Source organism: Bradyrhizobium sp. YCK136, from assembly GCF_044570075.1.
In the GTDB taxonomy this organism is placed as follows: Bacteria; Pseudomonadota; Alphaproteobacteria; order Rhizobiales; family Xanthobacteraceae; genus Bradyrhizobium; species Bradyrhizobium diazoefficiens.
The window spans coordinates 6,205,513-6,222,573 of sequence record NZ_CP172424.1 but is presented as its reverse complement, the minus strand read 5'-3'; the positions used below and the strand labels follow the sequence as shown (position 1 = coordinate 6,222,573).

At 65.7% G+C, this 17,061-nt stretch carries 1 pseudogene; it reads left to right on the top strand.

Going from position 1 to position 17,061, the window contains the following annotated elements:
• The first annotated feature begins 6 nt into the window (after nt 1–6).
• Nucleotides 7–17,061: pseudogene (locus ACFLEY_RS30125) on the top strand (leukotoxin LktA family filamentous adhesin).

The window sequence follows — 17,061 nt, the reverse complement described above, 5'->3', positions numbered from 1 at the left end:
TATGAAATGCGCGGACCATCTGCGACGCGAAACAACGATGAGCTGACGACGCTGCGGGGGCTTGCGCGCTTCCGCTCGATGTCGCTGCTCTGCGCGATGCAGATGGTCTTCCTGCCGGTGTTCAGCGTCCGCGTTCAGGCGCAGACGGCGAACGTCATCGTTCCGGACGGACGCACCGGGACGTCCTTGCAGACCTCCGGCGGCGTCACCAACGTCACGACGTCGACGGTCTCCGGCAACAACGCCTTCAACTCGTTCTCGCAGTTCAGCGTCGGGCAGGGCAACACCGTCAACCTGCAACTGCCGACCGGCACGCAAAACCTCGTCAACATCGTTCGCGACGCGCCGGTCTACGTCAATGGCACGCTGAACTCCTACATGAACGGTGCGATCGGCGGTAACGTCTATTTCGCCGATCCCAAGGGGTTCGTGGTCGGCCGTTCCGGCACGGTGAATGTCGGCAGCCTCAACGTCTCGACGCCGACGCGCGAGTTCACCGACAGCCTGATCGGCGCGGGCGGGGCGATCAACCAGTCGGCCGTCGGCAATCTGATGGCCGGCTCGTTCCCGGTCTCGCCCGACGGCAACATCCGCATCTACGGCCGGGTCAATGCGCAGGATGGCGTGCGGTTGACCGGGCAGAACGTCTATGTCGGCGGCGCCACCCAGCGCGACATCGCCAATCTCGATCACGCCGCGAAGTTTGCGGCCTCCGTCAACTCCAAGGGCCTGCGCAGCGCCAGCGCGATCACCGTCAGCAACGGCTCGATCCATATCGGCGCGGTCAACAACGCCAGGGTCAACGGGCGTCTGACCGCGCAGAGCAAGACCTCGACGCCGAGCAACATCACCGTCGATGCGGGCAAGAACATCGATATCGGCAAGAAAGCCAATCTCAACATCGCAAGCGCAAACGGCAATGCCGGAGAGATCCGCCTGAAGGCGGCGCAGAACCTGACCGTCGCGGGCGGCGCCAGGTTCGACGCCAGCGCGAAGACGGGCAATGCCGGTCTCGTCGACTTCAGCGCGAACGGGATCATCGACATCGGGAGAGGCATCAAGGTCGATCTCAGTGCGGACAACGGCAAGGCCGGCACGCTGCTGATCGACCCCACCGACGTGGTCGTGGGCGATGCCGCCCAGGGCGACTCCGGCGTGACGCTGTCGAACAGCTCCATCGCTAATGCGCTCGCCGGGCTCAGCGCGGGTGCAGACTACCTCATCCAGGCGGATCATTCCATCACGCTCGCCGCGCATGCGATGATCGATGCCCGCCGTCTCGATGGCTCCGGCCATTCGACCGGCAACGCCAACAACGTCATCATCGACGCGCCCAACATCGAGATCATGAATGGCGCGCAGATCCTGGCCCAGTCGGTCAATTTCGGCGGGACCACCTACGCCGACGGCAACGTCACGCTGAGGGCGACGGCGAGCGACATCAAGCTGTCCGGCCAGGCCACTGCCGCGACGGCGATCACGGTCGACGGCAAGATCACCGGCGGCATCATCTCGATCACCGCAACCTCGACCGCCGTGTCAAGTTTCCTGAACGGTTCTGTGGCCGGTGATTTCGCGCTTGTCGGCTCGACGCTGGCCGCCTCGCTGCTCGGGCTCAATGGCGGCTATGTCGCGGCAAGCGCCACTGCGACCATCAACATCAACAGCCATGCCGACATCAACGGCCGCGGCGATGTCACCATTTCCGCGCATGCCACGGAGACCGCGTCGGATCCGGCGGTCGCCTCCACCTTGCTTGGCAGCCTGACGCCGGTCGCGGCGGGCGTGGTCGTCGGCAAGATCGACGGCACCGCCACGACCAACGTGGCCTCGGGCGCGACGGTCAACGCCGGCGGAAACCTCGAGATCAAGGCGCTCAACGATGCGACCATCGCCGTCTCTGCCCTCGCGGCATCGACGAGCGCGCAGATCGTCCCGACGGTGGCCTATTCCAAGGGATCAGTGTCGACGACCGCCAACGTCGCGACCGGCGCGCATATTGCGGCGGGCCTGGTGAACACGACCGGCAGCACCCTGAAGGTGCGCGCGATCAACAACAATTCCTTCTCGACCAGCGCAACGTCGGTCGCGGCACCCGGGACGGGGGCGAGCGGCGCCGTCGGCGGGGCGTTCGCCATCAGCGACATCACGACGTCCGTGACCGCGACGCTCGGCGCATCGCTCGGAACCGATACCGCCAACCGGATGAACGGCTCCGCTCTCGTTGAAGCGACGTCGGACACGACGAGCAATTCCACGATGGCCTCGTCCATCGCCGGCCTGCCGGCGCTAATCGCGGCGATCGAACGAGGACTGCGCGCCGTCACCTCGCCGACGTCGATCATCAGGGACCATATGGGCTCGCTGATGCCGTTGAGCTTCGATTTCAAGGTCGCAGGCGCGCTGTCGCTGGCCAACAGCAGCCAGAGCGCGACCGCCGCGATCGCGCAAAATCCGAGCGGCGGCGCGCCGAGCATCTATGCCAGCGGCAACGTTGCCGTTGCCAGCAATGTCATCGATCGCGGCGTTCGCAGCAATGCGACGTCCAGCGCGATCACGAATGATCCGGTGTCCGGCGAGAGCACCGCGATCAGCGCGGCCGTCGCCTGGGGCAATTTCACGCATAATTCGAACGCCTATGTCGGCAATGGCACACTGATCAACGCAGCGAACATCGCCGTCGATGCCACCACCGAACTGCCGATCACCAATTCCTGGCTGAAGTGGGATGGTTTGGGCGCGGTGCTGAGCCACCTCAACGGCAATCTCGGCGTCGGCGGCAACATCCTGACCAGCTACGCCAATGCCACCGCGGACGCCGGCGACACGATCGGCATCGCCGGTTCGCTGAATCATTTCGTCGTGAACAACAACACGACGGCGTGGGTGGCCGGAAGCGCGAGCCTGACGGCGACCTGCGCGACCGCGGCCTGCGGCAGTGGCACCGGCTGGTCGGTCGGGATGGACAATGGCGACGTCCATACCTACAACGCCAGCATCCAAATCGCGGCCACCACGACCACGGCGTCGATCGACGCCGCCGGCAATGTCGGCACGCTCGGCTTCCTGTTCGGCAACACCTCGGGCGGCTCCTCCGTCGGCGGCGCGCTCAATCTCGTCCAGTTCAACACCAATACCATCGCCGGCGTTTCGGATCGCGCGACGCTGCGTGCGGCGGACGACATCGCCGTCAACGCGATCACTTCAGACCGGTTCGTCGCTGTCGCACCGTCGTCCGGCAAGGCTGCCGGCACGCTGGCGCTGAATGGCATCACTTCGCTCGGTTTCCTGAACAACACGACGCACGCGTCGATATCGAGCCAGGCCACCGTCTATGCACCGACGGTCGGCATCCTGGCGCAGCAGGATCTGTCGGTCGTGACGCTGTCCGGCGCGATGAGCTATAACGGGAGCGGCGGTTCGGCGGTCGGCTTGTCGGTCGCCTATCTCGGCGCAAATACCGACACCTCCGCCTATATCGGCGACAACCATTCCGACATCCGGCCCGGCGTGTTCAGCGCCAACGATCCGTTCGCTGGCACCAGCGGCGGAAGCGGGGCGGTCAATGTCGACAATCTGACACTCAGCGCGACAACCTCGGGGCGCATCACCGCGGCCGCCGTCGCGGCATCGGTCTCCGATCCGGCGTCGTCCAGCTTCTCCGACAAGGCGGACGCCGCGGGCGCGGCCTCGACCGGCGGGGCCGGTGGCGTCGCGACGGCCGCAAGCAAGATCGGTTCGACCTCGGGATCGAGCACCAGCGGCTTCAGTCTCGATCTCGCCGGCAGCTCGTCGGTGAGCGACGTCTCGCTCGGCACCAGCGCCTACATCAGGAATACGACGGTCAACAAGTACACCACGAGCGGCGCCGTGCTGACCAACACGATCGTTCAGGCGCTCAACGACACCATGCTCAACAACGGTTCGGGCTCGGCGGCGCTCAATCTGGCCGGAGGGTCCGCCACGGGGGCTGCGATCGGCGGCGCGATCGCAGCGGCCATGTCGAACAATGCGACGCTCGCCTATATCTACGGCACCACGATGAACAACCAGAGTTCGGTGACCGTGCAGGCGCTCAATGGCGGCTCGGAAACGGTCGTCGCCATCGGCGTGGCGGGATCGAAGTCCAATTCGGCGTCGCTGTCCGCTTCGGTCGGCATCATCACCGACAGCGCCAACGCCTATATCGAGAGTTCGACGATCACGGGGCAGGCGAGTGGCGTCAACCGGGCGCTCGAGGTCGACGCCTACCAGACCACGAACATCGCGATCGGCGGCGGCTCCCTCTACATTACGGGCGGCCAGGCCGGCGTCGGCATCGGGCTGACCTATGCGTCTATCGGCGATCCCACCGGCGGCAACGCGACCGACGCGCATATCCGCAGCACAGGGATCTCGAACTACGACAGCCTGTTGGTGCTGGCCGACAGCGCCAGCGTGATTGCGGCTGGTGCGGCCTCGGGCGGGGCGGGGTCCAACGGGCTCGCCGGCGCGGTCGTCGTCAGCGAGATCACGCCGACCACCACGGCCTACATCAACAGCGGCTCGACGGTGAGCATCAATGTCGGCCGCGTGACGGTGCTGGCTGACAGCGGCGCGGTGTCGGCACTGGACACGGCGCTCGGCAACCTCGTCAAGAAGTCGAACAACAATCATCTCGCCTCGGACACCTGTACGGTCGCCGGCGGCACCGGCGGGCAGAACTGCATCGACTTCAGCGCGGCTGCGCTCAATGACGGCGCGGGCAACGGTCCGGGCGCCAGCATCGTCTCCGTTGCGGGCCTGATCCAGGCCGGCAAGAACAATGTCGGCGCCTCGATCGTCTACAACACCGTTGCGACGACGCACTCGGCCTATATCGCCAACGTCCTGATGACGGCCGGCAGCAACGGCAATGTCAGCGTGAGCGCGATCGATTCCTCCAAGATCCAGGCTGTCACGATCGGCTTCGGCCTTGCGACCGGACAGTTCGCGGGCGTCGGCGGCACGACGATCAGCTCGATCGGCAACACCGTCTCGGCGGCCATCGGCAACAATTTGTCCAGCACGACGCAATCGAGCGTCACGGCCAAGAACATTTCCGTCAACGCGACCGACAATTCCAGCATCACCGGAACCGCCGCCATCGCGGGGGCGTCGACGCAAGGAAGCGCCGCGGGTCTGGCGCTCGTCTACAGCAGCATCGCCAACAACGTCAGCGCCGGCGTCACCGGCTCCAAGCTGACCGCATCCGGCAGTGTCGCCGTCGGTGCGAATTCGAATGCCGCCATTTCGACCGTTGCCGTTGGCGTTGCGATGTCCTCGCAGGTTGGCCTCGCCGGTTCGGTCGCCACCAATCTGATGGGGACCAACGTCACCGCCAACATCACTGCCGCCGGCACCAACGGCATCAACGGGGCCGATGTCACGGCCACCAACAATGTCGGCGTGGTCGCGGGCAACAACGACAAGGCGGCCGTGTTCGCCGGCGCCCTGTCGATCAGCAAGGGCGCGGCTGGCGGCGCTGGTTCGCTGGTGACCAACCAGATCACCGGAACCACGGCCGCCTATATCAGCGGGGTGAACACCAAGGTCGACGCGCTGGGAACCAGCACCACCGATACGCTGTCGGTCAACAACGGCACCCTCGTCCATGCCTTCGATCTCGGCACGGCCCACGCGCCGACCGACACCACGCCCGACCTCACCGAGAACCAGGACGTCCTGCGCGGCCTCGCCGTGGTCGCGAGCTCGCACCAGGCTGTCGTGACCAACGTCGCGTCGGTCGCCGCGAGTGGCGGCATCTCGATCATGATCAACCCGATCACTAACGTGATGAGCGGGGCGACACGAGCCTATATCGACAGCGCGTCCATCGACACGCGCCTGACCTCGTCTACGCTCAAGCCGCAGATCGAGGTGGCCGCATCGAGCTTCTCCTATTCCGGCGCATTCGGCGCAGGCATCGCCTACGGCAGCAGCGGCGGCGGTGGCGCGACGATTGTCTCGACGACGATGTCGCGCGAGACCTTCGCCTATATCACCAATGCCACGGTCGGCGGCGTCCAGTCGTCGAGCGCGACGTTGGGCGCCGTGACCGTGAAGGCCAATGCGGAGCAGGATGCGTCCTCGATTGCGATCGGCTTCAACAGCGGCTCGGTCGGCCTGAACGTCTTCCAGGCGACCATGGAAGCCTATGTCGACGGCGGCGCGCTGACCGCTTCGTCGCTGACGGTCAACGCCAACAACAACACCGGCATCTTCTCCGCGAACGGCTCTGGTGCCTATGGCAGCCAGGCCGCGATCGGCGCGGCGTTCCTGGTCCAGGTCTCCTCGAACCGGACGCTGGCCTATGTCGGCGATGAGTTCCGCTATCAGGGCAATGGCGCCGCGCACACCACCGCGCTCAATTTGAGCGGTGCGCTCGACGTCGAAGCCAAGACCAAGAACCGCTTCGAGGCCTATGCAATCGGTGGCGCGCTCTCGACGGGCACCGCCGCGATCGCCGGCATGGCGAACATCGAGGTCGCCAACAACAACACCATCGCCGGCGTCTACGACACCACGCTGCAGGGGGTGACGGGCGGTGCGGCCGGCGCGGTCACGGTCAACGCCAACGAGGACGTCGCGATCAAGGAGATCGCGGGCGCGCTCGCGGTCGGCGCCAGCGGAGGAGGGGTCGGCGTCGGCGCTGCGGCCAACGTCATCGTGTTCAAGAGCCGGACCGTTGCCGAGAGCTGGAACAGCAATCTGAACTCGTCAGGCGCGATCAACGTCAACGCGCTCAGCACCAAGGAGGTGCTGTCCTACGCGGTCACCGCCGGCATCGGCGGCAGCGCCGGCATCGGCGCGACCGTCGGCGTCATCATCATCGGCACCAACACCGCGGACGCCGACACGCAGGGCCAGCAGACCGGCCAGCTCAACCAAGGTGGCAACGGCACCATCGCGTTCGTCAACAGCGGCACCAGCAACACGCATGGCAGTGGTGCCGTCGCGAGCGGCACGGCCGGCAATCCGAACAGTGCCAATGTCAGCTCGACCTACGACGTCAGCAATATCCTGAGCGGCGGCAATGACGCGGTCATCGCCCAGATCGCGGGCGGCAACGTCACGGGCACGCAAGTCAACGTCTCGGCCACCAGCGCCAACGCGGCCAAGATGTATCTGCTCGGCGCGGGCTTTGCCAAGAATCTCGGCATTGGCGCCGGCATCGGCTACACCAGCGTCAACAGCACCGTGGTCGCCAATTTGAGTGACTACGGACGCAACGGCTCCGGCGATCTGGTGGCCGCGGGTACGCCTCTGGCTGTCTCGGCGCCCGCCGTCAACGTCGTGGCGATCGCCAAGGACGCCACCGACGGGCCTTATGCCGGAAAAACCATCGACACCGAGGCGATAGCCGGTGGTGCGGCGCTCTACTTCGGCGCTCAGGCCGCCGTGGCGGTCGGCAATGTCAGCAACACCGTGGTGGCCCTGCTTGGCGGCCAGATTACCGGCACGGGCGGCAACGGCGTCGCCGTCCTGGCGCAGGATTCGACGAGCCAGGTCGTCTTCACCGGTGGTGCGAGCGCCGGTGCTGTGGCCGTCGGCGCTTCTGTCGCAACGGCAAGCCGGAGAAGCTCGGTCGCAGCGCGGGTGCTGGACGGTGCCACCATCAACACCTCGACCTTGGGTGTCGGGGCCTCGGGCGCCGGCATTTTGAGCTCGACGGCAACGGCGCTCTCGGGCGGCATCGTTTCCGGCACCGGCGCGGATGCGGAGGCCCACGAGAACTCGGGCGTGCTCGCTGAGATCGGTTCCGGCGCAGCGATCACCACGTCAGCGACCGGTGACGGCACGCTGGTGGGGGCTGCGATCACGCCTAATCTGTCGAGCGAGGCGATTGGTGTTTCGGTCGGCGGCGGCGCGGTCGGCGTTGCCATCGCCCAGTCGACGGTCGAAGCCACTGTGACCGCGGATGTCGGCGACAACACCAGCTTCTCGGGCGGTAAGCTCGGCGTCACCGCCATGGCGCTCGTCCCGATCATCGGTACGCAGACCAACGGAACGACCACGACGCCGATCTACGGCACGACGACCTGGGCCAAGGCGCTCGCTGGTGGCGGCGGCTCGCTGATCGGCGCACAAGGCAGCTACGCAAAGGCCTCCGAAAACGCGACGGTCAAAGCCTATGGCGGGACGGGGATTCGGCTTCCGAATGCCGACGTGTCCATCAAGGCTGAAAACGACAGCGCCCAGTATGCCGAGGCGACAGGCATTTCGAGCGGGTTCCTGGCGCTCGGCGCCACCGTCGCGCAGACGTCGTCGAACGCGCAGACTTACGCCTATCTGGGCGCGCCAGCGGATATGGATGCTCTCAACCGGGGCAGCTACACGGGTAAGCTCACCATCCGGGCGGATGGGACGGACACCAATGTCTCCAACGCGACGGTCGGCGCGGGCGGTACCTACGCCGGGGCGGCAGCGGTCGCCACCACCAGCTCGACCGCCGTGACGAATGCGCGGTTCGACGGCGGCACGACGGATGACACGATCTATCTCGGAGGCCTCACGATCAAGGCGACGCACACCACGAACTACGTGGCCAGCGGTGACGCCTATCAGGCCTCCACGGCCGGCGTCTCCGCCGGCAAGGCGCAGAACGACGTCGACTCGACCACCACTGCCGAGATCGGAACGCACCTGATCATCAATTCGGCGGGCGGCAACATGGTCGTCATCGCCAACGACATCGTCAACCAGGGCGGCGGCGGCGCGCGGTCGGGCTCCGGCGGATCGTTCTCGGGGGCTGCCGCACTCAGCACCTCGACCGTCACCCAGCACGTCAACACCAATATCGGTGCCGGCACGGTGCTGAGCCTTAACGACGATCCGCGGACGTCGGCGGCGTTCATCAATATCGAGGCCTACAACACGCTGAACGCCAACGACACCGCGAGCCTCGCCACGGCCAGCTTCTTCGCCGGCGGCGGCGCCGAATCCAACATGACGGCGAATGCCACGCTCGCGGTTAACATCAATGCCCGCGAGCTGTTCAGCGCCGGCAAGATCTATATCGGCACGGCGGCTAAGATGGCGGCGGCGAACAACGCCAACGCCAGCCTATACGGCGCGATCGCGGGCGTCGGGGCCAGCACCAACAGTTGGGTTCACGCCAACCAGTCCGTCAATGTCGGCGACAGCGCGAAGATTGTGGCCTGGCGCGACATCACCATCTATGCGGGCCTCGCGGGTGACGGCACCGTCTTCAGCAGCGTGCAGGCGACGGCGACGACGGTCGTCTACAACAACACCGCCGTTCCGATCTCCGCGCTCTATCGCGGCACGGCCAATGCCGAGGACACCACGAGCCTGACGCTCGCTCCGACCTCGAGCATTCTCGGCGCGCGCGACATCTATCTCGGCGGCACGCAGGGGCAGGTCACGGCCACCGGCAACGGCAGCAATTACAACCCGTATCTCGACATCTTCAGCGCCAAGAACAGCGACAACCACAGCCACACCAGTGGAACCGGCGACGTCGCGCTCAACGGCCGGGTGGTTGCTGGCGTCAACAACGATTTGACGATCACGATCAATCTGGGCGCATCCACGCCGACATTGAGCACGACCAGTCCGGACTCGACGCTGACCAACGGCTCCTCGTCGGTCCTCGAGTCCGTCTCCGACGTCAACCACTTCAGTTCGGTGATGAGCTGGAACCACCAGACGGTCCAGTACACTATCGTCGGCAACTTCAATCCTTACGATCTCGTCGTCAGCCAGCTGGCGACGCTGACCGGCCTGATCGCGGCGCAGGTCCGCGCGCAGCTCGCGGCGGCGACGCCGACGTCGCCCGCCAGCATGTCGCCGTCCGGCACCGATCCGACCGGCGACATCCAGCGGCAGATCGATACGCTGATCAAGCAGGCGCCGTTCACCTCCGACGCGCCCGGCAACGCCTTTGCGTTCGGCGACATCCTGGTGTCCGCCGGCAACGCCTCGATCCTGGCGCAGAAGCTCACCGGAAACAGCGGCACGAATCCTGCCGCGCCCGCGGTCATCGCGCGCAGCTCGCCTTTGATCAAGATCGAGAACAAGGGCCTCGACTTCATGAGCCTGGGCAACCTCACGGTCACCGATGTGACCGGAGGTAACATCACCTATCGCCAGATCGACCATGTCGACCCGGATTCGCACTCCAATGTGACCTTCACCGCGATGCCGAGCGCGACGCCGGTCATCGACGTCTCCGCCACCTACAACCGCCTGGATCCTGACTCCGGTCAAGGCATTGACCAGAACGGCAACGTGCTGACCCGCACGCCCGACATCTATTTCAATGGCGCCGTCAACAACGCGAACGGCCTGCTCAAGATCATCAACAATCTCGGCAGCGTCGTCGCATCGCAGTCGCTCAGCGCCGCGACCGTCCAGATCGTGGTGCCCAAAGGCACCTTCACCTTCCTCGGCGGTATCGGGAGCTTCTACGAGAGCGGCAGCGCGGTCACCTCGCAATGGGCCACCACTGAAAACAGGCCGGAAGACACGCTGACCGCGGTGATGACGGCGGCGACCTATCTCGGCGCCTACGGCGACTACTATACCGCTCCGCATATCGCTTCGGGAACCGATCACCCCTATTTCTATTACTGCTGCACCGACGGCAGCCACGGAGTGTATCAACCCGTCGGCAACGCCGACGCCAGCACGATCTTCACCGCGCGCATGCTGATGACGTATTACGACGGCACCTCGCCTCTATTCATCGATCTTCCTGCCGGTGGGCAGGGGTACGCCTGGGAACACCAGCACTCCCGATGCCGGCAGCGTGCCTGACATCGCGACCCTCAAGATCATCGAGGGGCAGTCGCAGGACTCGGCCAATGTCGTGCTCGCGCAGTGGAAGAAAACGACTTATGACGGCCGCAACGTCTACACCGATAGCGGTCCGTACAAGACGCCGTTCAACTGTGCGTCAGCCTGCGACAGCTCGGGCTTCTTCCAGGTGATCAACATCCAGCCGGATGCGATCACGCCGAAGACCGCGGATTCGCCGGCCACCGCGACAGCCACCCGGACCATCAGCGGCCAGGCGGTCATCATCTCGGCGTCGGTGATCAACATCAACGGCATCATCCAGGCCGGCTCGAGCAGCAACTACTCGGTCAACATCGGCGCCGCTGCGTACGATGCCATCTATGGCAGCAACGGCCTCAAGAATCGCAACGGCGGCGCGGATTTTGCCGCGGCCCAGGCCAATGCGCGGAACGGCGTCTATTACGACATCTCGGGCTCCGTGACGGCGTCGGCCAGCGGCGACGCCAAGATCGGGGTCAGGTACAACGCTCTCACCGACCAGCTCATCCTGAATGGCGTGGCGCAGGGCGCCGGCGGCTACGTCTACCTCAACGGCAAGATCATCTCGACCTCGACCGACAACACCCAGACCCAGGGTAACATCGAGATCAAAGGCGGCGCCGGCACGGTCACCGTCAACAACACCAGCGGGCTCCAGCTCGTCACACCATCAATACCAGCGTCACTGCCCAGAGCGTGGTCGAGATCGTCGACCAGCTCAAGGGGAAGACGACGTGGTGGGTTTACGATCCCAAGGCTGCAAGCAGCCAGCAGGTGTCGCGGTACGAGACCAACAGTGTCACTGCGGCCGCGATCGATCCGTCGATGCTTACGGCCAGGACCGGTACGGCGGGCGTCCAGTACGCGACGCAGGAGAACATGCTCTATCAATGGGTCGACACCGCGACGCTGGATCGTCTACCCACCAGCACGCAGTTCGACTATGGCTGGAGCTTCACGCCCAATCAGGTCACCGGCGAGAACTGGACCCGTTCGACCAACCTGGTTTCAGGCACGCAGAGCAGCAACTATCAGAAAGTCACCACCGCCACAGGCAGCTATCACTGGGCGGGAGGCGTGAATCCGGATGGGAGCCCCGTTGGACTCAACACCCATTCCAACGCGTGCTGCGGCGCGGACGCCCAGTACAACTGGTACCAGGCGATCTATGATCACCTGACGCTCACGCTGACCAACACGGTCAAGGCGTCGAACCCGATCAACATCAAGTTCATCGGCGGCAGTAGCAGCGACGTCGTGGTCAATTCGACCTCCGGCATCGTCATCAACGGGTCGATCAACAACCAGCAGGGCACGACGACGCTTGCCGCCACCGGCACCAACTCGTCGATCACCGTCGGCGCCAATGCCAACAACCCGGTGATCTCGGGGACGAGCGTGACGCTTCGGGGTGACGGCGGTATCGGCACGCTCGGCACCACCAAGGCGCCCGTCCAGGTGCAGCTCTATGGCGGCAGCCTGACCGCGAGCTCGATCGACCGCGACATCGCGATCTCGGCCATCGGGGCGCTGTCGATCAACCAGGTGAAGGTGAATGCCGCGGGCGCCACGCCGCAGGGCAACGTCTTCCTGTCGGCGACCGGCGACATCAACTCGGCTTCCGCCTACAACGTCGCCAACCCGGTCGTGATCGGCAAGAATATCGAGATCAACTCCACGTCCGGTGCGATCGGCGCGACGAGCGCCGTCGTCAACAACGCCTCCACCCTGACCAATATCAATCCGCTGGTGATCCAGGCGACGGGGACGGTTCAGGCCAACGGCACGGTCGATGGCGGCGTTCTCGACAGCGCCTCGGCGACCGGCACCTACATCGTCCAGTCCAAGGGCGATCTGCGCCTCGGCACGGTGCAGTCGAGCGGCGGCCCGGTCTTCCTGGAAGCGGCGGGTTCCGACAACAATCCGGCCAACATCCTGAACGGCCGGGCGGCGGTTGGCCTGACCCAGGCGCAGAGCCAGCATCTGCAGGACGTCTGGGCCAGCCTCGACCTGCTCAGCGGCAATGCGGCGACCAACGCCGTCAACAGCTACCAGTCGATGGTGACGTCGGCCTACAACGACTACTTCCAGCTCAAGAACATCGCGTTCACGAACGGCAGCACCTACAACCCGACCTCGGTGGGGCTGACGGTGCTGCGGGCGCAGGTGGCTGCCAAGCTCGGCATCGACCCCGCCAATGTCACGACGACGCAGATGCAGGTCGAGGCCACGACGCGATTCCTGAGGGATCAGTTCCTGCTCGGGAAGATCACCACCGACGAGCTCAAGAGCTCGCTGACGACATTGCTCGGCACCGCACCCGCAGATCCGCTGGCGACGTTGTTCGGCAGCTCGCTGTCGACGACCCTGTTCACCAAGCTGTTCGACGGCGTGGCGACCACCAGCCAGCGGATGCCGAGCAACACGGCGCTTCAAACGGCGCTTGGCGCTTACAATGCGAACTACAGCTACACGCTCGCATCGACCGAGCGGGTTTACAGCATCATCACCGCGGGCTCGCAGTGGACGCAGAGCCAGCTCGCCTACACCGTGTCGTCGTCGGCCGTCGGCGCGGCGCCGCCGCCGATCGACGAGAACGTCGTGGCCAATGTCAGCGCCAACCAGATCATGCTCTATGCGCCGCGCGGCTCGGTCGGCAATTCGGCCGCGCCCCAGACGTTCACCTTCACCAGCGTCGATTCCTCGTCGCTGACGCCGGAGCAGAGGGGATTGCTCGCCACCGCCGGTCCCGGCCAGCTCACCGTCGGCGCGGTCACGGACCCGACGACCCATGTGACGACCTATACGGTCAGCCTGTCGCAGCAGAACCTCGTCGTCGTCGACAACCCGATCGCGATCTCGGCCAAGGCGCTGACGAACATCTATCTCGGCAGCAAGAACAGCCTCGCGCTCGGCGGCGTCACCGCGAATTACGGCCCGATCGCGGCCGCGCAGGTTGGCGGCATCCAGGTGACCGGCCGCGGCGACGTCAAGCTCGACGCCGTGACCAGCATCTTCGCCAATGTGAGCGGGCCGGTCATATCAGGTGATATCGGCAACCTGACCCTGATCGCGGAGCGCGGCAGTGTCGGTGCCCCCGGGGCCGCCGGAAGCAATCCCGCGACCAACACCAACGCGCTTCAGATCGCGTTCGCCGATCCGAGCAACGACCAGCTCGACCAGGTCTCGTCGGCGCAAGGCATCTATGTGAAGCAGACCACCGGCGATCTCATCCTCGGCAACATCTCGGCCGGCAATGCGATCCAGCTCGCCGCGGCCGGCAGCATCTACGCCGAAGCCGACTTCACGGATCGGACGGCGATCCACATCCTGGGCACCGACCTCGATCTGCGTGCCGGCGGTAACATCGGCTTCAACGGCTCGACCTTCCAGCCGCTGCAGGTGAACATCTCGGGCGCGGTGACCGGCTCGGCGGTCGGCGACCTCAGCATCCTCGCGGTCGCCGGCGATCTGATGGTCGGCACGAGCGGTACCTACGGGGCGCTGACGGCCGGCGGCGCCCTGACGCTGAACGTGCCGCGCGGCGTGCTCACCATCAATACCAGCATCACCAGCGACGGCCTGATGCAGCTGCTTGCCAATCGCGGCATGACTTTCGCCGCCGGCACCAGCGCGGCGCCGGTGGTCGCGACCAGCAGCTCGAGCGGCGTGACGCTGGTCGCTGCGACGCTGTCGATGGGCGCCTATTCGGCCATCAACGCGGCGGGCGTGATCTCGGTGACCACCACGGGCGATGCGACGATCGGCCAGCTGAATTCGTTGCTGTCTTACGCGGCGGCCCCGAACGCGCCCTCGATCATCGTCACCGCGGGCGGCGTCGCCTCGCTCGGAGCGATCATCGACAACGGCGACGGCCAGACCAAGTTGGTCGCGTCCGGCTCGGGCGCCGAAGTTTCGCTGAGCGCATCCAACGGCATCGGCAACGCGACGACCCGGTTCGCCCTCAGGGCGGCACGGCTGTCGGCGAGCGCGAGCGCCGGCGATATCTACCTGAAGGCCCTGACCGATACCGAGGCGAGCCTGCTGTCTGCAGTGAAGGGCCGCGTGGACATCATCGGCACGGGCGGCCTGACGCTCGACCAGGTGCTGGCGGGCACCGCGACCGGCGCGAGCGGTAGCTTCAGTGCCGCCGCGAACAACGGCAGCATCGTCATCGGCACCGCCGACAGCAGCGGCTCGCAGACGGTTCATGCCAGCCAGAACGTGACATTCAAGTCGCTCGCGACCACCGGCAACAGCGGTGACGTCGGCAACATCAATGTCACTGCCGACAACGGCTTCATCCTGGCCCAGACCGTGACATCAGGCGGCGTGACCACCCTGGGCGCGGTCTCGGCCAACGGCTCGGCGACGCTGCTTGCCGCCACGACCATCACCGGCAACACGCTCGCTACGACGACGGGCTCGGCGCTGCTGACGGCCGGCAGCGGCCCGATCAACTGGAATACGCTCAACGTCGGCACGACGCTGGGCGCGATGGCAAGCCAGGGCAGCATCACCTTCCGGACCGCGCAGAGCGGCGGCACGCAGACCATCCGCGCCCGCGACAACGTGACCCTCAACGCCCTGACCGCCACGGGCATCACCGGCGATGCCGGCAGCATCAATGTCACCGCTGACAACGGCTTCATCCTGGCGCAGACGGTGACGTCGGGCGGCGTGACGAGCCAGGGCTCGGTCTCGGCCCATGACTCGGCGAGCCTGGTTGCCGCCACGACCATCACCGGCAACACGTTCGCCGCAACGACCGGCGCGGGGCTGCTGACGGCCAGCGGCGGCCCGATCAACTGGAACGTCCTCAACGTCGGCACGACGCTGGGCGCGACGGCGAGCCAGGGCAGCATCACCTTCCAGACCGCGCAGAGCGGCGGCGCGCAGACTATCCACGCCCGGGACAACGTGACGTTCAACGCCCTGACCGCCACGGGCATCACCGGCGATGCCGGCAGTATCAATGTCAATGCCGACAACGGCTTCATCCTGGCGCAGACGGTGATGGCCGGTGGCGTGCCGACGCTGGGGTCGGTCACGGCCAACGGCTCGGCCAGGCTGATCGCGGCGGGCACCAACACCGGTCATAACCTCACAGCCTCGACCGGCAACGCGGTCCTGGGCGGAACGGTCGTTCATTGGGATAATCTCAACGTGGGCGGCACGCTCGGCATCACCGCGACCGCCGGAGGGATCACTGTTGGCACCGCCACCAGCGGCGGCACGCAGACCGTGCACGCCGTGAACGACATTGTCTTCAGCCAGCTTACCACGACGGGTATCCCGGGCGATGCCGGTGACCTCGACGTCAAGTCCGACACGGGCTCGCTCCGCGGCGGATCAATCTCAGCGCACGGCGATACACATTTCGAGGTGGCCGGATCGGTCTCGTTCGACCGGATCAGCGGCGACACCGTCAAGATGACCTCGTCGGGTGACCTGACGATCGGCTGGGTCAGCGTCGTCAGGGAGCTCGATCTTGCGGCAGACACGATCAACGTCAGGGGCGAGCAGATCCGCTCGAACCCAGCGGTCCCGCTGATCATGAACATCACCGGCTACAACGGCGGCGTTGCGAAGTCCGCCAACATCTCGATCGACCCGGACAGCATCATCGTCAACCAGTTCAAGGTGGTGGACGCGAACTTCTTCACCGATGCGCACGCCGTGACGATCCTGAACGGCTATGTCCCGGGCCAGCTCCTGCTCACCACCGCCACGCAGCAGGTGTTGCTCAACAACCGCACGCTGGCGCCGTCCAACGGGCCGACGATCCAGCTGTACCAGCCGGACGGCGTGTTCACGATGAGCCAGGTCGGCAACGCCAATGTCAGCAATGCCTATGTGGTGTTCTACACCGGCGACATCTCGGCAACCGTCACCAATTACGGTCCTAACCACATCTGCTGCAGCAACTTCACCGGCGCCAGCATGGTGCGCAACATTTCCGTCGACGGCGAGGATAGCGAGAGCATCGAAACCTGGATTGCGAAGAAGGACGGCGGGACGTTCTACCTGCTCGGCCTCTCCGGCCAGGCGCGTCTCGATGCGCTGCTGACGCCGCGACCGGTCGAAACCATCGGTTCCGGTCCCGCCGTCAATATCGAGGGGCTGAGCGACATGCGCAAGCTGCGCCGCCAAGGGCAGCGTACGGGACGTCAGGGCTGGAAGGACGCCGCGATTGAAACAGCGAAGCCGGCCGTTGGCCGTCTCGCGGAAGCGTGGTAG